Genomic DNA, 22599 nt, shown 5'->3' with positions numbered 1-22599 from the left:
ACTGTAATAAAGTAATTAAATAGAGTTGAAATTTTACTACTACTGCAAAAAACTGTTTAAATAGAAAGGAATGTGACAGAATGAGTAACGGAATCTTTAAAATCCCAACACCTAAAAACGAGCCGGGCAATACATATGCTCCAGGCACAAAGGAAAGGGAAACATTAAAAGCGGAATTAGAACGTCAATCTAATATTGTTGTCGACATCCCTGTAATTATTAATGGAGAAAATATAAAGACAGATACAGTCAAGCAAGTAGTTATGCCGCATGATCATCAGCATGTTTTAGCAAACTATTCGCAAGCTGGAGAAAAAGAATTGCGTGATGCAGTAGAAGCAGCGATGGCTGCAAAAGAATCATGGGAGAATATGCCATGGGAACACCGTGCGTCCATTTTCTTAAAAGCGGCTGATTTAATTTCTGGCCCCTACCGTGATGTAATGAATGCTGCTACTATGTTAGGACAATCTAAAACGGCATTCCAATCTGAAATTGATGCTGCACAAGAATTATCAGATTTCTTACGTTTTGGTGTTGATTGCGCTAACCAAATTTATCAAATTCAACCAGATAGCATGAAGAATATTTGGAATCGTACAGACTACCGTCCACTAGATGGTTTTGTATTAGCGATCTCTCCATTTAACTTCACAGCCATTGGTGGAAACTTGCCAGCAGCTCCTGCGATCATGGGGAACGTAGTCGTTTGGAAGCCAGCAACAACTTCCTTACTAGCAAACTACTACTTCATGCGTATTTTAGAAGAAGCAGGGCTTCCGAAAGGTGTTATCAACTTTATTCCTTCTCGTGGATCTCAAGTATCAGAAGTGGTATTAACAGATCCTCGCATGGCTGGATTCCATTTTACTGGATCAACAGATACGTTCCAAACTATCTGGAAAACAGTAGGAGAAAACATTGCGAACTATAAATCTTACCCTCGTCTAATTGGGGAAACAGGCGGCAAAGACTTTGTATTTGCTCATGAAAGTGCCCAAGCGGATAAAGTGGTAGCAAACCTTGTTCGAGGTGCATTTGAGTACCAAGGACAAAAATGTTCAGCAGCCTCTCGTGCTTACATCCCGGCAAGCATGTGGGAAGAAGTGAAAGCTGGTGTGTTAGAGGAAACAGCTAAACTTAAAGTGGGAGATGTCCGCGACTTTACAAACTTCATGGGAGCGGTCATCGATAAAGCGGCTTTTGATACAATCACAAGCTATATCGATTATGCAGCAGCTTCTGATGAAGCAGAAATTATTGCGGGCGGCACATATGATGATTCTGTTGGCTATTTCGTTCAACCGACAGTCATTGTGACAACAAATCCAAACTTCAAAACAATGGTAGAAGAAATCTTTGGCCCAGTGTTAACAATCTATGTATATGAAAATGATAAATTAGAAGAAACATTGGATGCAGTAGATACAGCGTCTATCTATGCATTAACAGGCGCGATCTTTGCACAGGATCGTCAAGCGATCATGCACCTAGAGCGCCGCTTGTCTGGCTCTGCCGGAAACTTCTATATCAATGACAAACCAACTGGCGCAATGGTTAATCAGCAGCCATTTGGCGGTTCACGTGGTTCCGGTACAAACGATAAAGCAGGCTCTGTTTTCAACATGGTTCGTTGGACAAGCCCTCGCGTAATCAAAGAAAACTTTGCACCGACTACAGATATTGCTTATCCATTTATGGATGAAGAATAATTAAAGGTAAAAGAGGTTGGAGCCAATTGGTTCCAACCTCTTTTTATATGAAGATGTCCGTGACGGGTTAGTGAGCAACCGGGTTTAGCAGGCTGCAAGGGAGGGTTTAGTTTTGGTGAATAGTATAAGTTTGTATAAAGAAGGTGTACTGTTATCAAACTAACGGAACAGGAGGGAAAAGATAAGGTGAAAGGCTATTTATTTCTATGCCTGGCTTTTAATAAGCCTCTTATGCATACTTACTAACCGATTCTATTGTATTGCACGAAGGGCATGTCTAAAGATCTTAACATTTTAATAAAGGAGGGGCCACCTTGAATGCGTTGTTAGTGATCATTAATATGATTATCTTTCTAGCTGTCATTGCTGGACTATACAGGATGCAAAAGAAACACGTCTCATTTTCAAAACGTGTCTTCGCCGGGCTGGGCCTAGGCATATTATTTGGCTTTATTCTTAACCTTTTATATGGCACAGCTTCTGATATCACTGCAACTACCATTGAATGGTTTAACATTGTCGGTTCTGGTTACGTCAAGCTGTTGCAAATGATTGTCATGCCATTAGTATTTATCTCCATTGTTGGAGCATTTACAAAGGTTAAGCTCTCAGAAAATCTTGGTAAAATCAGCTTTTATGGAATAGGAATTTTATTAGTAACCACCGGGATTGCTGCTGCGATCGGGATTGGCTCTGCCGTTGGTTTTGGTTTAGAGGGTATTCAATTGCAAGCAGGAGAAGCTGAGAATACCCGTAATGAAGAACTGACAGAGCGAGTGGCTACTGTTGAAGATTTGACGATTCCTGAACAAATTCTAGCCTTTATTCCAGCAAACCCTTTTGAGGATTTGACTGGCTCCCGTCCAACCTCTACTATAGCTGTGGTGATTTTTGCATCATTTATTGGCATGGCGTATTTAGGTGTGAGGCGGAAACAGCCGGAGCAGGCTGAGTTATTCGCGAAAATGGTAGATGCTTTATATGCTATTGTCATGCGCGTGGTGACATTAATCTTGCGGTTAACGCCTTTCGGAGTACTGGCCCTAATGACAAAAGTAGCTGCGACTAGTGATTATGAAGCGATCGTGAACTTAGGCAAATTTGTTCTAGCCTCTTATGTTGCGCTCATTGCTATGTTCCTAGTTCACTTAATACTGATTAGTCTCGCAAGGTTAAGTCCTGTCACGTATATTAAAAAAGGATTGCCTGCTCTAACGTTCGCCTTTACGTCCCGCTCAAGTGCAGGTACTTTGCCGCTTAACATCAAAACTCAAACGAACGGATACGGTGTATCTGAAGGAGTGGCAAACTTTGTCGGACCATTTGGTTTAACGATTGGACAAAATGGATGTGCGGGGATTTACCCAGCGATGTTAGCAGTCATGGTAGCTCCTACTGTCGGCATTCATCCACTAGATCCGGGCTTTATCTTAACGGTCATTGCAGTCGTTATGATCAGTTCATTTGGAGTGGCAGGCGTAGGCGGCGGGGCAACATTCGCTTCCCTAATCGTTCTTTCCGTACTAAATTTGCCTGTAGCTATTGTGGGCTTATTAATCTCTGTTGAACCTCTTATTGATATGGGCCGCACAGCATTAAACGTAAGCGGAAGCATGACATCCGGTGTGTTAACAAGTAGAATCACTGGAGACTTAGATAAAGAAGTCTATAATGATAAAACTGGTTTAGATAAGGTAGTAGAAGCGTAAACGCATAACAAGGAAGCTGTTCTGAAAGTCATGAGACTCGACTTTCAGAACAGCTTTTTTCGTTTCGGCCTATACTATGTTCACTACGCAAAAAGGATTGTCACAGATGATGAAATACTGTTTATCAGGCTTATGGTGGCGGGTAAAAGAAAATGAACACCAAGAGGAGGGAGACAATAAATATGATTCAACTGGATACAGCATTGGAAGGCAAAAGAGCATTGTATGGAGAAATCAGTCAACCGCTTAGAGAATATGGATTTGATATTGGTGGAAACTGGGACTTTGACCAAGGAATGTTTGACTCAACGTTAGCCAGCGAAGGCAGTGAGACTGTTTACTTGCGTCTGCCGTTTGATGTAGAGGAAGGTATGATGGATGAGGACGATGCGATGATTGTTTTTAAGAAGCCTTTCGTTATTAAACATGTCGCAAACATTGGTTTAGAGAAGGACGGAAGCGGTGCCCTTACAGCCACGGGGATCGAACAGTTCCAAAGTCCGGAAGACAAGGATGCTCCGATTAACCATAAGAAAGACTGGGTTCAAGAAGGGAAGGAGAAGGTTAATCAAATATTAGAAGAAGTCCCGTTAGATAAAGTGTAATCACATCTGCGATGAAGTAGAAGCCCATTGAACATACTGCTCATACATTGCGTACCGCACTCTCTGCCGTTTGCTCAATTGGCAGAGATTTTTCTATTGCTGTCTTCCTCTGTCGTTTGTTTAATTTGTTTTGTTAGGTGCGCTTGTCTTTAAATGAATAGAGAAGGAAGAGTAAGCTGCTTTCCAAAGAGGGAGGCAGCTTTTTTAACTCTGTGTACTTTGCTCCAGTCCTTCTTTATAAATACTTAATAAAACGTTACAGCAAATTAATAAGAGATTAAAAGTAGGTTGTTAACTTAATAGGCGGGGATAAGATTAGAAATACTGGAAAGATAAGAAATTACAGGGAGGCAGGAGTGTGTGGAATCGAATAAATCAGGCTTGAACGGACGGGACTTTTTGAAAGCCGGAGGAGCAGGTACATTAGCCTTAGCCTTGGGGGCAACAGGTATTTACTCCTTTACTGGTGGAGCATCCAATGCGCTTGCAGCAAGCAATAATAATCCGACTAGCGGTTTCGGCGGCTTTGGACCTCTAGTGAAAGACCCGAACGGAATTCTCGATCTTCCGAAAGGCTTTAACTATCGCATTATCTCGAAAACAGGAGATAAGATGTCTAACGGTGACCTCGTTCCTGGAGCATTAGATGGCATGGCCGCTTATAAGGGAGAAAAAAATACAACCATCCTTGTTCGGAACCATGAACTCGGAACGAACTCTGACTATCCTGTAAACGGAAAAAACCCATGGAGTATTGGAGCAGCCGGTGGAACGACTGCTTTAGTAGTAGGACCTAACCGTGAAGTAATTAAAGAGTATGTAACCAGCTCAGGGACAATCCGTAACTGTGCGGGTGGTGCTTCTACGTGGGGCACGTGGCTCACATGTGAAGAAACCCGTGAGATGGGACATGGCTTCGTTTTTGAAGTGGATCCGCTTGACCCGGAGAATGAATTATCTAAGACGCCGATCCGTGACATGGGATACTTTTCGCACGAGGCCTGTGCTGTGGACCCCGCAACAGGGATCTGGTACTTAACAGAGGATAGCAGCCCAAGCTTCCTTTACCGCTTTACACCAAATGACCGCAGTCAGCAGCGAGGCTCCCTCCAAAAGGGTGGTACTCTTGAAGCGGCAGCGATCGATGAACTGCCGTCTGCTTCTGCAAGCACCTTTGAGACGAGACAGAAGTTTGGCATAGTGTGGAAGAAGATCAATCCTGAGCGCGCTCAGCAAGATGCCAAGGATCTTGGTTGTATCCAGTTCAGCCGCCTAGAGGGAGCCTTCTTCAGTGCTGGAACCTTCTGGTTTGACGATACAAGCGCAGGGAAAGGCAACCACGGTCGAGTGTATCGCTACTTCCCGGCAACAAATACACTGGAGCTTTTCTACGAATCTACTTCTGCGAATACGCTGGAAATGCCTGATAACATTGCCATGGCCCCTTGGGGAGACCTTTGGATTGCAGAAGACGGAGGAGGAAATGACAAAATCATAGGAATGACCCCGGAAGGAAATGTGTACACGTTCGCTGAGAATCGTCTAAATGGATCCGAGTTTGCGGGACCGACTTTCTCACCTGACGGCAAAACATTCTTTGTTAATATGCAAACTCCTGGTATAACATTTGCGATTTGGGGACCGTTCGCTCGCCGAAACGCAGCACGCCAGCGGGCGATGGGGCATGCAGCCCCGCCGGCAAACCTAGGACCGGTTGTATCTGACAAGGTGGCTGCCTTTGCGGAGGAACAGGGCATTTCCACTCTAGAAGCGGCCGCGTTAGAGCGTCACGGCGCGCCAATTGTTTAATGACAGCATGATTACTATATTAGGAGGTGAGATGAATGCTTCAAAATATCGGTGTACCTGGATTGATTTTAATTCTTGTTATTGCTCTTGTTATTTTTGGTCCTTCCAAGCTGCCTGAAATAGGGCGTGCTTTCGGTAATACGTTAAAGGAGTTCAAGAAATCCACTCGTGATTTAGTGGACGATGAAGAGGAAAGTCCGAAAGAGCAAAAAAAGTTGGAGGTTGTGGAAAAGGCGGAAGAAAAAGTAGCGAAGTAAAGGGAAAGATGCAGGTAAAAGCGGCCTGCATCTTTCTTTATTAATAGCTGTCCCGATGTAGACAGGGAAGTTATGAAAAGTAAGCATTCCAATCATGGAGCACCTCTCCGATATTCCGGTTGTGAATTGTTTCATCAGCATAACCATCAAGGTCTGTTGGCTCCCTGTTAACGATGACAAGCTTTGCCCCGTTCTCTTTAGCGATAAGCGGAAATTGGTTAGCAGGTGTGACGCTCAAGGAAGAGCCGAGAACAATGAAAAGCTCCGCTTTGCTAGCCTCCTCGAAAGCCATTTGAAACGGCTCTTCCGGCAGGGCCTCCCCAAATAGAACAACAGAAGGACGGAGCACTCCGCCACATGTACAATGGTACGTGCGGTTTACATATTCTTCACTGCTGTACGTCCGACCGCACGACTGACAGAACACCGTCTGCAGGGTGCCATGCAGCTCCGCTACTTTTTGACTGCCCGCCTGCTGGTGAAAGCCATCTACATTTTGTGTAATAATCGATTGGATGATGCCCTTTTTCTCCCATTCCGCTAAAAGATCATGCCCTTTGTGCGGCTTGAACTCCTTCACGCCCAGCACCCGATTCCGGTAGAAATCAATAAATTCCTGAATATTATTATTTAAGGCATCTGTACTGGCGATCTTCTCAGGGTTTTTCTGATTCCATAATCCTTGGTTAGCTGACCGAAAATCCGGCAGTCCGCTTTCTGTAGACATGCCTGCCCCTGTAAATATGACTGTATAGTTAGAGATACTCAGCCATTCTTTCAGCAAACTAGATTCCTCCCATCCCGTTCTATATGCTTATCATTTATTATAAAACCGATGATAAGGGAAACACAAAGAAAGAAGCGTGAACTGAACAAATATCTAAATATTTTAAATATAAAGAATAATAATTGAAAACGCTTTTATGCTCATTGTATAATTTAGTGTGAAAGTTCTAGGTCCTGCATCATTGTGTAAATCTCCTGAACTCTTCATTTATAAAATCGAGGAGGGGAACCATGAACGTACCATTGACATTACCAAGCTTTCTAGACCGGGCTGTGTCGCTGTATGGAGATAAGCGGGCGGTTTATTATGAGGGGCGCGTATTTACCTACCATCAACTGAATGAAAGAGTGAATCAGCTTTCACGCGGGTTAGAGGATTTAGGAGTTGTGAAGGGAGAGCGGGTAGCCTATTTAGCTCCCAATACAGTAGAGATGCTTGAGGGCTTCTACGGCACCTTCCAGATAGGCGGCATTATGGTGCCGCTGAATATTCGTTTAAAGCCCGAGGACTATGTGTTTATTCTGAATCATAGTGAATCGAAGGTGCTGTTTGTTGATCAAGACCTCTATCCGCTAATTGAACCGATCAAGAACAAGCTGGAGACTGTTCAGCATATCATTGTTCATGATAAAAAGGCCGACACTGAAGAAATAGATTATGAGAAATGGCTGGCATCCTATTCACCTGCCCCATTTAACCGGGCAGCATTAGATGAAAACGATGTATGCAGCCTGCTCTATACGAGTGGAACGACAGGCAATCCAAAAGGCGTTATGCTGACCCATCGCAACAACTATTTACATGCGTTGAGTGCGATGCATCACCTGCGTGTCAGCGATCAAGATACATACCTGCATGTACTGCCAATGTTTCATGTCAATGGATGGGGAGCACCGTTTTATTACACGGCGAACGGAGCAACGCAAATATGCTTGAAGAAAGCGACGCCTGAGGCTATCTTTCAGGCGATTGTGGAACATAACGTATCAGTGCTGCATATGGCGCCAACCGTACTAAATGCTCTATTGCAGTATTATGAAAAGCACAAGCCGGTGATCGAGCAGGATGTTCGTGTAGTAATTGCTGGTTCAGCTCCGCCGCCCGCGTTTGTAGAGCGGGTAGAGAAGAAAATGGGATGGGAATTTATTCAAGTATATGGCATGACAGAGTCTGCGCCTCTCAGCCTGGTTTCCACTATAAGATCGGAGCTTGACGATTTACCTGAGGAGCAGCAGCTGGGATTAAAGGCAAAAGCAGGGTTCCCGATGATTGGCTCTGACGTACGGGTAGTGAACGGGAATGGAGAAGAAGTAGCACCTGACGGAAAAGAAATCGGTGAAGTTGTTACTAGAAGTCACGGTGTCATGAAGGGCTACTGGAAGAACGAAGAGGCGACGGTGGAAGCGATTCGAAACGGCTGGCTGCATACGGGAGACATGGGTACCGTAGATGAGTACGGCTATATTGACATCGTGGATCGGAAGAAAGATATCATTATCAGCGGTGGAGAAAATATTTCCTCTATTGAAGTAGAAGGTGTGCTGTATGAGCATCCATCTGTGCTCGAAGCCGCCGTAATTGCTGTTCCGCATGAGAAGTGGGGAGAAACGCCTCATGCCTACATTGTCTTAAAAGAAGGCGAAAAGCGGACGGAAGAGGAGCTGATTGCTTTCTCAAGAGAGAAACTGGCACATTTTAAGGCGATTACAAGTGTTACATTCGTCGATGAACTTCCGAAAACGGCCTCCGGTAAGATTCAAAAAGTTCATCTTCGTAATGAATATTGGAAGTCGAGCGGGCGTTCCGGGCGATTAGTCAATTAAAGATAAGAGAAGGGCTGCGCATCTAAATGATGGGCGGCTTTCTTGATGGAAAGAAGGTTTGTAATGGTCTATGTATATTTTTCCTTTTGAAGATAACGATATAGAAAGGAGGAAAGAAATTGGTTTAGATAAGGAGGAAGAGACACATGGCAATGAACGTCACACAGAAGCTGATACAATCCCATCTTGTGTCAGGTCGAATGACACCTGGCGAAGAAATCGGCTTAAGGATTGATCAGACGCTTACCCAGGATGCTACCGGTACAATGGTAATGCTGGAGTTAGAAGCGATGGGACTTGACCGTGCAAGGACAGAGGCATCTGCTCAATATGTGGACCACAATTTAATTCAGGTAGACAGCAAAAACCCGGATGATCATTTGTTTTTACAAAGTGCTGCACGCAAGTTTGGTCTTTATTATAGCCGGCCGGGAAATGGTGTCAGCCATCCTGTACATATGCAAAGGCTTGCTAAGCCGGGAAAAACATTGCTTGGGTCAGACAGCCATACATGTGCCAACGGCTGCATGGGCATGCTGGCGATGGGAGCCGGGGGAATTGATGTAGCCATGGCTATTGCTGGAGAGCCATTTTATGTGAAAATGCCCCACGTATGGGGAGTCCGTTTGACAGGCGAGTTAAATGACTGGGTCAGTGCCAAGGATGTTATTCTCGAATTGCTGCGGCGGTACGATGTGAAGGGCGGTGTCGGCAAGATCATTGAGTATTATGGGCCTGGGGTAGATACGCTGAGCGCGATGGACCGTCACGTGATTGCCAACATGGGAGCAGAGCTGGGAGCAACCGCTACAGTCTTTCCATCTGATCGGGAAATCAAGCGCTTCCTGAAGCAGCAGGGCCGGAAAGAGGATTGGATCGAATTGCAGGCTGACAGAGAAGCGAATTACGACCTTCATGAAGAGATCGATCTTTCTAAGGTAGAACCCCTTATCGCCAAACCGTCAAGCCCGGGGAATGTTGTTCCAGTTAGTGAGGTGGCGGGAACACCGATTTACCAATCCTATATCGGTTCCTCTGCGAATCCGGGCTACCATGATTTTGCAGTAGCAGCTGAAATCGTGAAAGACCGAAAAGTGGCAGAGGGCATTTCTTTTGATATTAATCCGACTTCAAGACAACTATTGACGGATTTAGTAAAGGAAAGCCGCATTGCGAGCCTGCTGGAAGCAGGGGCACGTCTTCACCAGGCAGGCTGTAATGGCTGTATCGGAATGGGGCAGGCACCGGCCACTGGTCGCAACAGCCTAAGAACCACCCCGCGCAACTTCCCGGGCCGCTCGGGGACAAAAGAGGATAGTGTCTTTTTGTGCGGCCCTGAAACTGCCGCTGCTTCTGCGTTAACGGGAGTTATTACGGATCCTCGAACGCTGGATATGGCTTATCCAAAGATAAAGGAGCCAGACCAAGCAACGATTGACACCAATCTTCTAGAGAAGCCGCTGCCTCCTGAAGAAGCAAGAAAGATAGAATTATACAAAGGGCCAAATATTGCCTCTATCCCTGAAATGGATGAGCTGCCTGACCGATTAGAACTGCCTGTCCTTTTGAAGATGGGAGATAACATTTCTACAGATGAGATTTTAGCAGGTGGGGCACGAGTGTTGCCGTATAGAAGTAATTTGCCTGAGATCAGTAAATTCACCTTTGAAATTATTGATAATACGTATTATAAGCGCGCCCAGCAAAGCACTCTCCAAGGAGGACATGCCGTACTTGGTGGCTACAATTACGGACAAGGCTCCAGCCGTGAGCATGCCGCGCTTGCACCAAGATATTTAGGGCTGCGAGTCGCGCTAGTAAAGGATTTCGCGCGTATTCATTGGCAAAACCTAATTAACTTCGGCATACTTCCGCTAACTTTCAAGAATGCGGAGGATTATGACAAGCTAGTGCAGGGAGACATATTGGAGCTCTCAAACGTGCGAACAGCTATTAGGCAGGGCCGTGACCTTTTCATTCATGTAAAAGGAAAGGACGAGCAGATACCGGTACAGCATACGCTGTCAGAGCGTCAAATTGACATCATTCTGGCAGGCGGGCTGATTAATTGGGTAAAAGCACGGAAAAAGAGAGCTAGCTAATCATTTATTATAGAAAGGATGGAAGAATATAAAATGGTCGATAGAGAACATATGTGCAAGGCATGTGAAGGCACCGGCATGTTAGCCGATGACGAAGGCTGGCAATATACATGCAGCGTCTGCCGCGGAGCAGGTACATTTATGGAAGAGAGCAGTTCACCTTCCGCTAGAGTGATGTCCGTTGATGAGAATAACCGTCTGCTGGATTGAGGGATATAAAATAATTTCAGCGATCTACAGGAGAGCAGTGTCATGCTGCTCTCTATTTTATTTTTTTATTTAAAAGAATTCCATATATTTGTACGAGTGTATTGGGAATCCGCCTATGGAAGCGTAAGGGGATATTTCCTGGGATAATATAGTTGACTTTTTTCTTGATTATTATTAGGATGTAAGGTATTCTTTTTTATTTTGGAAATCAATTATTTAAACAATAGAAGAGCTTGAAATTAGATAGGGGAGAAGTATAGTGAGAAACAAAAACAATGGAGGGTCTTTTCTCTTAAGCAAACCGCTTGTGTTTTTTACGTTAGCTGTGTTTCTTCTCTGGATGAAGACTTATACAGCTTACCAAATTGAGTTTGACTTAGGCGTGGATAACGCCATGCAAGAGTTTCTCTTGTTTATTAATCCTGTTAGCTCAGCCATCTTGTTTTTAGGGCTTGCGCTGTTTGCGAAAGGAAGAAGGTCTTTCGTATGGATGGTAGCAATTGAGCTTGTATTATCTTTCTTTTTGTATGCCAATATTGTATATTATCGTTTTTTTACGGATTTCATTACATTGCCAACTCTTACCCAAACAGATAACGTCGGTGATTTAGGGGGAAGCGTCTTAGCGCTTATGCACCCGACTGATATCCTTTATTTTCTGGATACGCTTATTTTAGCAGGATTGCTGTTTTCAAAATATGTGAAGCCTCAACCGGTTAAGCTGGAACGCCGCAAGCTGACAGCCGTATTTCTTACAGCAGCAGTCGCTTTTGTGATTAACCTGGGGCTGGCTGAAGCTGATCGTCCGCAGCTATTAACAAGAACATTTGACCGGAACTATATTGTGAAGTATTTAGGAATGTATAACTTCGCTGTTTATGATACCGTGCAAACAACGAGAGCTTCCACCCAGCGTGTACTGGCGGATAGCAGTGATATTACCGAGGTCATTAACTTTACGAAGTCCAATTATGCAGAGCCTGACCCGCAATACTTCGGATTAGCGGAAGGAAAGAATGTGATTTATATTCACCTTGAATCTATTCAGGAGTTTATTATAGATTACGAGCTGAATGGTCAGGAAGTAACTCCGTTCTTAAACTCGCTAACTCGTGATCAGAATACATTCTACTTCGATAATTTCTTCCATCAAACGAGTCAAGGAAAAACAGCAGATGCAGAGTTTATGCTTGAAAACTCCTTGTATGGTTTGCCGAAAGGTTCGGCCTTTTCTATGAAAGGACATAATACGTACCAGGCAGCACCCGCTATTTTAGGACAGAAAGGCTACACATCTGCTGTATTCCATGGAAACACGGGTTCATTCTGGAACCGTGATGTCATTTATAAGTCACTCGGATTTGACCGTTTTTATGACTCCGAGTACTATGATATGAATGAAGAAGATGTAGTGAACTATGGACTAAAAGATAAACCGTTCTTTAAACAATCTATGCCGCTCTTGCAGGCGCTGGAGCAGCCGTTCTACGCGAAGTTTATTACTCTAACTAACCATTATCCATTCACGCTTGATCCGGAAGAAGCAACTATTGAAAAGCACACAACAGGGGATTATTCTGTTGATAACTATTTCCAGACAGCAAGATACCTGGATGAGTCGCTTAAACAGTTTTTCGCTTATTTAAAAGAGTCCGGGCTGTATGAGGATACGATGGTCGTTATGTATGGGGATCACTATGGTATCTCCGACAATCATAACCGGGCCATGTCAGAAGTGCTTGGTACGGAAGTCGGTGCATTTGAGAATGCCCAGTTGCAGCGAGTGCCTCTATTCATCCATATCCCGGGTGCTGAAGGCAGTGTACAGCACCAATATGGCGGGCAGATTGACCTGCTGCCGACGGTGCTTCATTTATTAGGGGTAGATACGAAGGAATACGTGCATATGGGGACCGACTTATTCTCCTCTGAACATGATACTGTTGTACCATTCCGTAATGGTGATTTCATTAGTAAAGATGTGACAGCCATTAACGGTAAGTTTTACAATACATTGACAGGTGAAGAGATAGAGGTCACAGAGCAGATCACACAAGAGGCTGAATTAGTCCAAAGGAAGCTGCAGCTTTCCGATAAAGTTATTAATCAGGACTTGCTGCGTTTTTACACCCCAGCTGGCTTCACACCAGTGGATCCATCTCAATATGATTATTCTCCTTCTGCAGAAGGGTCTAATGAAACAGAATTAAGTGATCAATAAAGTAGTAAATAGAAAAGCGCTGCTGAGAGTTTCTCAGCAGCGCTTTTCTTATGTGTAAAATGGCTGATACAAGTCGATAGACCAAGCCTTTAAAAACTTAAATTATGTTCATTTGGCCTTCTTTGTCTGAATATACACTTCCCTGGCGATATCATCAATAAACCTTGCGCCTACTTCTCTGTTAACATACTTCAATTCTGCTGCAATCTTGATGATGAATACACACTTATCTGCAGATGAAGGGATAAGAGACAGCGTCGTGTTTAAAGCTACTAAAAACTCTTTATAATCTTTGCATTTGCCGTCGTAAATGATACAGCTATCATTATAAGTTGGTTGAACTTCATCTTCCTGGTCGGTTGGTACGTCATGAACGACGGAAAAAGAATAGGTACCGGTCATCTGCAGTTCAGGAAGGTCTGTTTTATAAAGATATTTAGCCTGTTTGACTAGCTGCTTAATCTTCTTATCCTGAAATGAGTGCTTAAGCTCCTCAATGCGGCGGGCTTCTTTGGAGTCTTTCTCTGCATAATTCCACCATATCAATAGCTTTTCGTTCATAGTACTCTCTTCTCCCTCTGTTTTGTCATCACTTTATACCCTTTTTTCTTGGAAAAAAGACTTTTTTGGAGGAAATTATTGCGAGGAACTTAATTACTATTAAGGAAGGAGTTTCTTTAAAAGAATAACAATATTTCAGTAAAATGACAATGGGAAGCTAGATGATGCGAATAAGGATTGAAGTGGGGAAAAGAGTGGTAACATATTAAAAAAGGAGCGATGCACATGAAGATGCCGTACGAAAATGACAGTCTTTCTTTGCATACCGATCTATACCAAATTAATATGGCGTATACCTATTGGAAGGATGGCGTCCATGATCGAACAGCTGTGTTTGACCTTTTCTTCCGGAAGATGCCATTTGAGAATGGATACGCGGTCTTTGCGGGGCTTGAGCGTTTAATCGCTTACGTCCAGCAGCTTCAATTTTCGGATAGTGATATTGAATATTTACGCTCGATTGGCGAATATGATGAGAATTTTCTTGAGTATGTAAGGGACTTAAAGTTCTCGGGCAATATCCGTTCCGTTAAAGAAGGAGAGGTTGTCTTTGCTAATGAACCGCTTTTGCGGGTAGAGGCACCATTAGCCGAAGCGCAGCTGATCGAAACGGCCCTCCTGAATATCGTGAACTTTCAAACGCTTATTGCTACAAAGGCTTCCCGAATGAAAACAGTTGCCAAAGACGAGGTGCTGATGGAATTTGGCACACGGCGAGCTCAGGAAATGGACGCCTCTGTCTGGGGAGCGCGGGCTGCATATATTGCCGGTTTCGATGCAACTAGCAATGTGCGTGCAGCGAAAATGTTTCACATTCCGCCAGCCGGAACGCACGCTCACTCCATGGTTCAGGCCTACCAGGATGATTATACGTCCTTTCGTAAATATGCGGAGTCTCATCGCGATTGTGTGTTTTTAGTGGATACATACGATACTTTAAAGCTGGGAGTACCAGCGGCGATTCAAGTAGCCAAGGAAATGGGGGACCGCATTAACTTTAAAGGAATCAGGCTTGACAGCGGAGATCTTGCCTATTTATCGAAGGAAGCGAGAAAGCAGCTGGATGAAGCTGGTTTTCAGGATGCTGCCATTATCGCCTCAAGTGATCTGGATGAGCATACGATTATGAACCTGAAAGCGCAGGGCGCGGAAATTAATATGTGGGGAATTGGCACCAAGCTGATTACCGCTTTTGACCAGCCGGCTCTTGGAGCTGTATATAAGATTGTAGCTATTGAAAATGAGCATGGAGAGCTTGAGGACACCATCAAGATCTCCAGCAACCCGGAGAAGGTCTCCACACCTGGCAAGAAGCGGGTGTACCGGATTATTAACCGTTCAAACGGCAAGTCCGAGGGGGATTACATCGTGCTTGAAGGGGAGAATCCAAATGAAGAAAAACGCTTAAAGATGTTTCACCCGGTTCATACCTATATTTCAAAATTTGTAACGAACTTTGAAGCAAGGGATATACATGAGGATATTTTCGTAGATGGTGAGCTGGTTTATAGTCTTCCTTCGCTTGAGGAGATGAGACTTCATTTAAATGAGAGCTTAGACCTGCTATGGGATGAGTATAAGCGAATTTTAAATCCAGAAGCCTATCCAGTCGACTTAAGTGAAAGATGCTGGAATAATAAGATGGAGCTTATTCAAAGGGTAAAAGAAAAAATAGAGAAGAAATTAGGCGATAATCATACAGAGGAGGAATAAACATGACGGATTTACAGAAGAGAATTATTGAAGAATTAAAAGTAAAGCCGGAAATTGATCCGAGGGAGGAAATTCGAAAGAGTGTGGACTTCCTGAAGGCATATATTAAAAAGCACTCTTTCTTAAAAGGTTTTGTTTTAGGTATTTCAGGCGGACAGGATTCTACACTCGCTGGCAAGCTGGCTCAGATAGCAGCGGATGAGTTAAAGGAGGAGCAGGGCTCGGATGAGTACAAGTTCTACGCTGTGCGTCTTCCAAACGGCATTCAAAAGGATGAGGAAGACTGCCAGGATGCACTTGAATTCATTCAGCCAGACGAGACCTATACTGTTAATATTAAACCGGCAGTGGATGCTAGTGAACAGGCTCTGCGTGGTGCAGGTATTGAGCTTTCGGATTTTGCCAAAGGCAACGAGAAAGCACGTGAGCGGATGAAGGTGCAGTACAGTATTGCGGCGATGAAGAGCTGTGTTGTACTCGGGACAGATCACGCAGCGGAAGCGATTACTGGCTTCTTTACGAAACATGGAGATGGAGCGGCTGACTTGATGCCGCTGTTCCGTTTGAATAAGCGCCAAGGAAGGCAGCTGTTGAAGGAGCTGAATTGCCCAGAGCATTTATACACGAAGGTTCCGACAGCAGACCTTGAGGATGAGCGCCCGATGATTCCGGATGAAGTCGCTCTCGGAGTTTCATATGAACACATAGATGATTATCTAGAAGGAAAGGAAGTACCTGAGGAAGCTAGAAAACAAATTGAGCGCCACTATTTAAATTCCCAGCATAAGCGCCATACGCCTATTACAATTTTTGATGACTTCTGGAAATAAATAACAGATAAAAAGCAGCAACCGAAAACTTCGTTGCTGCTTTTTTATGAATAAAACCGGGATTTCTTAGTCCACTAGTTCAGAAAATTTAGTTAAAGAGAGAACACCTTGACCAATCCGTACGTTAGATATAAAATGGGTTCAATTAGTTCGTGAAATCAGTTCTTCCTTCATATAATTTCGATAATATGGGTCGAAAGTTTCTACCGAATCACCTTAAATGATTGGACTATGAAGGCAGGTTCTTTGTTGAAGCAACTAGAATCCTGCTTTCTGTATGAAAATGGGTTCTAGTTGTTATTTTATATACGAGTATGATTTTATTGCACAATAGAGGAGTGGAAAGAGTGGCAGGAAAACCAGAGTTACAAAATCAAGAAATGATTCTTGTTTTAGATTTTGGCAGTCAGTATAACCAGTTAATTACCCGCCGTATTCGTGAATTTGGCGTTTATAGCGAGCTTCACCCCCATACGCTGACAGCAGCAGAAGTAAAGGAAATGAATCCAGCAGGTATTATTTTTTCGGGTGGACCGAACAGTGTCTATGCGGATAATGCCTTCCATTGTGATGAAGATATTTTCGAGCTTGATGTCCCGATTCTAGGCATTTGCTACGGCATGCAGCTGATGACGAAGCATTTTGGCGGGAAGGTAGAGAAGGCATCACACCGAGAATATGGCAAAGCAGCCATTCAAGTGGAAAAGGAATCTACAATCTTTAAGGGCTTGCCAAGCGAGCAGGTTGTCTGGATGAGCCACGGTGATTTAGTAACTGCTGCTCCTGAAGGATTCACTGTTGATGCAACCAACCCATCATGTCCAATCGCTTCTATGAGCAACGAAGAGAAGAAGCGTTATGCTGTGCAATTTCATCCTGAAGTCAAGCATTCTGTGTATGGAAATGAACTGCTTAAAAACTTCGTATTCGAAGCGTGCGGCTGTAAAGGCGATTGGTCTATGGAGAACTTTATTGAAGTGGAGACGGAGAAAATCCGTCAAATCGTAGGCGATAAAAAAGTGCTATGCGCCTTAAGCGGCGGTGTGGACTCTTCTGTTGTCGCTGTGCTGATCCATAAAGCGATCGGTGATCAGCTGACATGTATTTTCGTGGACCACGGCTTGCTTCGTAAAGGCGAAGCAGATGATGTGATGGAAACATTTGCCCAAGGGTTCAATATGAACGTTATTAAGGTAGATGCAAAAGATCGCTTCCTGAATAAGTTAAAAGGTGTGTCTGATCCAGAACAAAAGCGCAAAATCATTGGAAATGAATTTATTTATGTGTTCGATGATGAAGCAACTAAGCTTGAAGGTATTGAGTTTTTAGCGCAAGGTACCTTGTACACAGATGTGATTGAAAGTGGAACAGGCACAGCACAAACGATCAAATCACATCATAACGTCGGCGGTCTTCCAGAGGATATGCAGTTTAAGTTAATCGAGCCGTTGAACACACTATTTAAAGATGAAGTTCGTGCACTCGGCACAGAGCTGGGCATTCCGGACTTTATTGTTTGGCGCCAGCCATTCCCGGGACCTGGTCTTGGTATTCGGGTATTAGGTGAGATTACAGAGGAGAAATTAGAAATCGTTCGGGAATCTGATGCGATCTTGCGTGAAGAGGTTAGATTGAATGGATTAGAGCGAGAAATTTGGCAATACTTCACAGTACTTCCAGACATCCGCAGCGTTGGGGTTATGGGAGATGCTCGTACGTATGATTACACGATTGGTATTCGTGCGGTAACGTCGATTGACGGCATGACATCCGATTGGGCACGAATTCCATGGGATGTGCTTGAAAAGATTTCTACGCGCATTGTCAACGAAGTGTCTCAAATTAATCGGGTTGTTTATGATATTACATCTAAGCCGCCTGCCACAATTGAATGGGAATAAAAAAAGACAAAAGCAAACAGCGGTCCGTTACTGGCCGCTGTTTGCTTTTGTCTTCGTTGATTTCGCCTCAGGCCATACACAGTAAACGTGATAAAGAAGAGGTATGGGCTGCAAATAAGGCAGCAAGCCTCAATTTGGCTTTGGAAAGCAGAGCGGTCATATAAAGCCATGGGGCAACCAAATGGCCAAAGAAAGCAAAATGAGCGGCTGTGAATAGGGTGCTTCTGCCTCGTTTCTCCCCTTGTTAGCAATATATTATACTATACATTTACTTCCTTTCTTTTCTTCTTTCCCTGCTATATTTATGATACACTTACCTCATTATTTGGAAAAAAGTTTACTTTACTATGAGGAGGGGCAAGGTATGCTCGAGAACGGACTGGTCATGGTACTCATTATTTTGGTAATTAATGTTTTGTACGTATCGTTCTTTACCATTCGGATGATCTTAACATTAAAGGGTTACCGCTATGTAGCAGCTCTTGTCAGCATGGTGGAGATCGTTATTTATATCTTTGGGCTTGGGCTGGTGCTAGATAACCTGAATGAAATTCAAAATGTCATCGCCTATGCTGTCGGCTATGGGTTAGGTGTCCTATCCGGCATGAAGCTAGAGGAGAAGCTGGCGCTTGGCTACATTACTGTTAATGTCGTCACAAAGGAATACGACAGAGACTTACCTAGACAGCTAAGGGACAAAGGTTATGGTGTGACGACTTGGGCAGCAAGCGGACTTGAAGGGGACCGCATGGCATTGCAGATTCTGACTCCAAGAAAATACGAGTTAAAGCTGTATACGCAAATCAAGGAGCTAGATCCGAAAGCATTTATTATCGCTTACGAGCCGAAAACCATTTACGGAGGGTTCTGGGTGAAGAACGTCAAAAAAGGGAAGATTGAAAATGGCTAAAAAGAAAAAGTTCTACGTCGAAGAGAACGAAACCATTGATCAGTGCCTGGATCGCATGAAGAAGGAAGGCTATATGCCAGTGAGAAGGATAGAGAGGCCTGTCTTCAAGGAAGAGCTGGTAAATGGGGAAAAAAAGAACATACCCGCTGGCAGAGAAATCGTTTTTGAAGGAAAGTTAATGGTCTAAATCCGAACATTAAAAAATGAAGTTATATAATCGTTCGATTTTTTGTTGACAATCTACTTTTGCGCTTGTTAAGATGTAAGTGACAAACACAGACCTCATATAATAGCGGGAATAAGGCTCGCGAGTTTCTACCTGGTTACCTTAAATAACCGGACTATGGGGAAAGCACAACTTATCTGGAACGTACTTACATTATATTAGCAAGCTTTTGTGTCCGGATGAGCTGCTTTCTTCAAAAGAGAAAAGCAGTTCTCCGGACTTTTTTATGGAGAAATTTAAACTACTATATAATAGATGTTGGAGGGTCAATCATGTCTGCAGAAGTTGGCGTAATTATGGGCAGCGTCTCCGATTGGGAAACGATGAAGCACGCATGCGATGTACTGGATGAGCTGGGAGTAGCTTATGAGAAAAAAGTTGTCTCTGCTCACCGTACACCAGATTTAATGTTTCAATATGCGGAAGAAGCGAGAGAGCGGGGCATAAAAGTGATTATCGCAGGTGCAGGGGGCGCCGCTCATCTTCCCGGCATGGTTGCCGCTAAGACGACATTGCCAGTCATCGGTGTGCCGGTCCAATCAAGAGCGCTAAACGGATTGGATTCTTTGCTCTCTATTGTGCAAATGCCAGGAGGCGTACCGGTTGCTACTGTTGCCATCGGCAAAGCAGGAGCAACAAATGCCGGTTTGTTAGCTGCTCAAATGCTTTCTACAACGGATCAAGAGGTAGCGGCTAGGCTGGAAGAGCGCCGTCAGAAAATGAAAGAAACTGTATTAGAAAGTAGTGATCAACTTGTCTAGAAAAATGATTATGCCAGGCCAGACGATCGGAATCATCGGCGGTGGTCAGCTTGGCCGCATGATGGCTCTCGCAGCAAAAGAAGCCGGCTTTAAAATTGCTGTATTAGACCCTGGCGAGAACTCTCCCTGCGGGCAAGTAGCTGATATTGAAATCAATGCTGCTTATGACGATCCAGCAGCTTTAGATAAGCTCGCTGAGGTGAGTGATGTTATCACTTACGAGTTCGAGAACATTGACTATGAGGGGTTAAAGAAGCTTGAAGAAAAAGCATTTATTCCTCAAGGGGCGGAATTAATTCGCGTTACGCAAAACCGCGTAGCAGAAAAGGAAATAATCACGAAAGCCGGTGTGCCGGTTGCTCCGTATGAAGTGATCCAGGAAACGAAAGATATAGAAGCAGCCATTAACACACTTGGCTATCCTGCTGTATTGAAAACCGCACGTGGCGGTTACGATGGCAAAGGCCAATTTGTTATTAAAGAAGCTTCACAAATCAAAGAGGCGGCTGCACTTTTAGAGCACGGTGTCTGTGTACTTGAGAAATGGATCCCCTTCAAAATGGAGATTTCCGTTATTGTTACACGGAACTTAGAGGGAGAAGCGACATATTTTCCTGTAGGAGAAAACATTCACAAAGAAAACATTCTTCATGAAACGATTGTACCGGCCCGCACGTCAGATGACGTGAAAGCAAAAGCAGTGGAAGCGGCAGGCAAGATTGCGGAAGCTCTTTCGCTTGTTGGTACGCTGGCAGTAGAAATGTTTGTTACAGAAGACGGGGGCATTTATATTAACGAGTTAGCCCCAAGACCGCACAACTCAGGCCACTATTCCATTGAAGCATGTGATATATCGCAATTTGGCCAGCATGTCCGTGCGGTGTGTAACTGGCCGCTCAGAACACCGGAATTATTAAAGCCGGCTGTGATGGTCAACATTTTGGGCGAGCATATGGAGGGCGTATTACAGAGCATTGCTGAATACCCGGCTTGGTCCGTTCACTTATACGGTAAAGAAGAAGCGAAAGTGAAAAGAAAAATGGGACATATCACAGTATTAACAGAAGATATAGCCGCTGTGCTTCAGCAAATCGAAGCAAGCGGGATTTGGAACGAGAATGCAAAGCTGATCGGAGGACAACAAAGATGATTGAACGCTACACAAGACCAGAAATGGGCGCGATATGGACAGAGGAAAACCGCTATAAAGCTTGGCTGGAAGTAGAGATTTTGGCATGTGAAGCCTGGGCTGAGCTAGGAGAGATTCCTAAAGAGGACGTAAAAAAAATACGTGAACGTGCAGGATTCGATGTGAACCGCATTAAAGAGATCGAGGAAGAAACACGGCATGACGTCGTTGCATTCACCCGCGCGGTATCTGAAACTCTTGGTGAAGAGCGTAAATGGGTTCATTACGGACTGACTTCTACAGACGTAGTGGATACAGCTTTATCTTACCTGCTGAAACAAGCAAATGAAATTTTATTAAAGGACTTAGAAAACTTTGTCAGCATTCTTCGTGATAAAGCGAAGGAGCATAAATATACAGTTATGATGGGCCGGACACACGGGGTGCATGCTGAGCCGACAACGTTTGGGTTAAAGCTGGCACTTTGGCATGAAGAAATGAAGAGAAACCTTGAGCGCTTTAAGCAAGCAGCTGAAGGCGTAGAATACGGAAAGATCTCAGGAGCGGTCGGAACGTACGCGAACATTGATCCTTTTGTTGAAAAGTATGTGTGCGAAAAGCTAGGAACAAAACCGGCCCCGATTTCTACGCAAACACTTCAGCGTGACCGTCATGCTCACTACATGAGCACTATTGCGCTGATTGCCACATCTATTGAAAAGTTTGCTGTAGAAATTCGCGGATTGCAAAAAAGTGAAACACGTGAGGTGGAAGAGTTCTTCGCCAAAGGGCAAAAAGGTTCTTCTGCGATGCCTCATAAGCGTAACCCGATTGGTTCAGAGAATATGACGGGAATCGCACGTGTGATCCGGGGACATATGCTCACAGCATATGAGAATGTACCACTTTGGCATGAACGTGATATTTCTCACTCTTCAGCTGAGCGCATCATTCTTCCAGACGCAACGATCGCTTTAAATTACATGCTGAACCGCTTTGGCAATATCGTAAAGAACTTAACGGTATTTCCTGAAAATATGAAGCGCAATATGGACCGTACTTTAGGTCTAATCTATTCACAGCGTGTGCTTCTAGCCTTGATTGACAAAGGAATGGCACGTGAAGAGGCGTATGACACAGTGCAGCCAAAAGCAATGGAAGCATGGGAGAAGCAAGTTCCATTCCGAGAGCTGATTGAAGCAGAGGAGAAGATTACATCACAGTTGTCGGCTGAGGAGATTGCCGATTGCTTCGATTACAACTATCACCTGCAGCATGTGGATACAATCTTTACCCGCCTTGGGTTAGACGATTAATAGATGGTTATAAAGAG

The 22599-nt window shown here is 44.1% G+C and carries 19 protein-coding genes and 2 riboswitches; of the genes, 17 read left to right on the top strand and 2 right to left on the bottom strand.

The annotated features are described in order from the left end of the window. Positions 1–80: 80 nt before the first annotated feature. From pruA to QY97_RS11235, 5 genes are all read left to right on the top strand, one after another. Complete coding sequence (pruA, locus tag QY97_RS11255; protein ID WP_039237480.1) at positions 81–1712, top strand: L-glutamate gamma-semialdehyde dehydrogenase; 1632 nt, start codon at positions 81–83, stop codon at positions 1710–1712. Between the two features lie 314 nt (positions 1713–2026). Further along, entirely contained in the window at positions 2027–3421 is a 1395-nt protein-coding gene (locus tag QY97_RS11250) for an L-cystine transporter (protein ID WP_039237478.1), read from the top strand. 182 nt (positions 3422–3603) lie between these two features. Then, entirely contained in the window at positions 3604–4026 is a 423-nt protein-coding gene (locus QY97_RS11245; protein ID WP_039237476.1) for a YugN family protein, read from the top strand. Positions 4027–4386: 360 nt separating this feature from the next. Continuing rightward, positions 4387–5835 carry an alkaline phosphatase PhoX gene (locus QY97_RS11240; RefSeq protein WP_039237475.1) on the top strand — a complete coding sequence of 483 codons (1449 nt, stop codon included), beginning with the start codon at positions 4387–4389 and terminating at the stop codon, positions 5833–5835. A gap of 35 nt (positions 5836–5870) precedes the next feature. Beyond that, positions 5871–6092 carry a twin-arginine translocase TatA/TatE family subunit gene (locus tag QY97_RS11235; RefSeq protein WP_039237474.1) on the top strand — a complete coding sequence of 74 codons (222 nt, stop codon included), beginning with the start codon at positions 5871–5873 and terminating at the stop codon, positions 6090–6092. A 70-nt stretch (positions 6093–6162) separates the two neighbouring features. Here QY97_RS11235 and QY97_RS11230 read toward each other — a convergent pair whose 3' ends face one another. After that, a complete protein-coding gene (locus tag QY97_RS11230; protein ID WP_039237473.1) occupies positions 6163–6876 on the bottom strand; it encodes an NAD-dependent protein deacylase in 714 nt (237 codons plus the stop codon). A 233-nt stretch (positions 6877–7109) separates the two neighbouring features. On the opposite strand from QY97_RS11230, the gene QY97_RS11225 reads away from it, so the two are divergent. The 4 genes from QY97_RS11225 (at position 7110) to QY97_RS11215 (ending at position 13235) form a co-directional block, all read left to right on the top strand. Next, on the top strand, positions 7110–8702 hold the full coding sequence (locus QY97_RS11225) for a long-chain-fatty-acid--CoA ligase (RefSeq protein ID WP_039237472.1): 1593 nt from the start codon (positions 7110–7112) through the stop codon (positions 8700–8702). A gap of 146 nt (positions 8703–8848) precedes the next feature. Further along, entirely contained in the window at positions 8849–10804 is a 1956-nt protein-coding gene (locus QY97_RS11220) for an aconitate hydratase (protein WP_039237469.1), read from the top strand. 33 nt (positions 10805–10837) lie between these two features. Continuing rightward, complete coding sequence (locus QY97_RS20665; protein WP_166701689.1) at positions 10838–11014, top strand: hypothetical protein; 177 nt, start codon at positions 10838–10840, stop codon at positions 11012–11014. Between the two features lie 340 nt (positions 11015–11354). After that, on the top strand, positions 11355–13235 hold the full coding sequence (locus tag QY97_RS11215; RefSeq protein WP_083965860.1) for an LTA synthase family protein: 1881 nt from the start codon (positions 11355–11357) through the stop codon (positions 13233–13235). Positions 13236–13343: 108 nt separating this feature from the next. Here QY97_RS11215 and QY97_RS11210 read toward each other — a convergent pair whose 3' ends face one another. Next, positions 13344–13796 carry a hypothetical protein gene (locus QY97_RS11210; RefSeq protein WP_039237466.1) on the bottom strand — a complete coding sequence of 151 codons (453 nt, stop codon included), beginning with the start codon at positions 13794–13796 and terminating at the stop codon, positions 13344–13346. A 225-nt stretch (positions 13797–14021) separates the two neighbouring features. On the opposite strand from QY97_RS11210, the gene QY97_RS11205 reads away from it, so the two are divergent. From QY97_RS11205 to purB, 8 genes are all read left to right on the top strand, one after another. Beyond that, positions 14022–15509 carry a nicotinate phosphoribosyltransferase gene (locus tag QY97_RS11205; protein ID WP_039237465.1) on the top strand — a complete coding sequence of 496 codons (1488 nt, stop codon included), beginning with the start codon at positions 14022–14024 and terminating at the stop codon, positions 15507–15509. Between the two features lie 2 nt (positions 15510–15511). Then, positions 15512–16339 (top strand): ammonia-dependent NAD(+) synthetase, encoded by an 828-nt coding sequence (nadE, locus tag QY97_RS11200; protein WP_039237464.1) that lies wholly within the window; start codon positions 15512–15514, stop codon positions 16337–16339. Positions 16340–16489: 150 nt separating this feature from the next. Then, a riboswitch (purine riboswitch) is annotated at positions 16490–16591 on the top strand. A 128-nt stretch (positions 16592–16719) separates the two neighbouring features. Further along, on the top strand, positions 16720–18240 hold the full coding sequence (gene guaA / locus QY97_RS11195) for a glutamine-hydrolyzing GMP synthase (RefSeq protein WP_198402936.1): 1521 nt from the start codon (positions 16720–16722) through the stop codon (positions 18238–18240). Positions 18241–18604: 364 nt separating this feature from the next. Next, on the top strand, positions 18605–19150 hold the full coding sequence (locus tag QY97_RS11190) for a DUF2179 domain-containing protein (protein WP_039237462.1): 546 nt from the start codon (positions 18605–18607) through the stop codon (positions 19148–19150). Further along, entirely contained in the window at positions 19143–19337 is a 195-nt protein-coding gene (locus QY97_RS11185) for an NETI motif-containing protein (protein WP_039237460.1), read from the top strand. The genes QY97_RS11190 and QY97_RS11185 overlap by 8 nt, the downstream gene beginning before the upstream one ends. Before the next feature lie 75 nt (positions 19338–19412). Then, a riboswitch (purine riboswitch) is annotated at positions 19413–19514 on the top strand. Positions 19515–19648: 134 nt separating this feature from the next. Then, on the top strand, positions 19649–20137 hold the full coding sequence (purE, locus tag QY97_RS11180; protein WP_039237458.1) for a 5-(carboxyamino)imidazole ribonucleotide mutase: 489 nt from the start codon (positions 19649–19651) through the stop codon (positions 20135–20137). Next, positions 20130–21287, top strand: coding sequence for a 5-(carboxyamino)imidazole ribonucleotide synthase (gene purK, locus QY97_RS11175; RefSeq protein WP_039237456.1), 1158 nt, complete (start codon positions 20130–20132; stop codon positions 21285–21287). Before purE ends, purK begins: the two co-directional genes overlap by 8 nt. Next, positions 21284–22582, top strand: coding sequence for an adenylosuccinate lyase (gene purB / locus QY97_RS11170; RefSeq protein WP_039237454.1), 1299 nt, complete (start codon positions 21284–21286; stop codon positions 22580–22582). Before purK ends, purB begins: the two co-directional genes overlap by 4 nt. The last annotated feature ends 17 nt before the right edge of the window (positions 22583–22599 follow it).

This window comes from Bacillus thermotolerans, from assembly GCF_000812025.2.
Classification (GTDB): Bacteria; Bacillota; Bacilli; order Bacillales; family Domibacillaceae; genus Quasibacillus; species Quasibacillus thermotolerans.
Note: the sequence above shows the minus strand (reverse complement) of the source record. Positions and strands in the feature narration are given on the sequence as shown.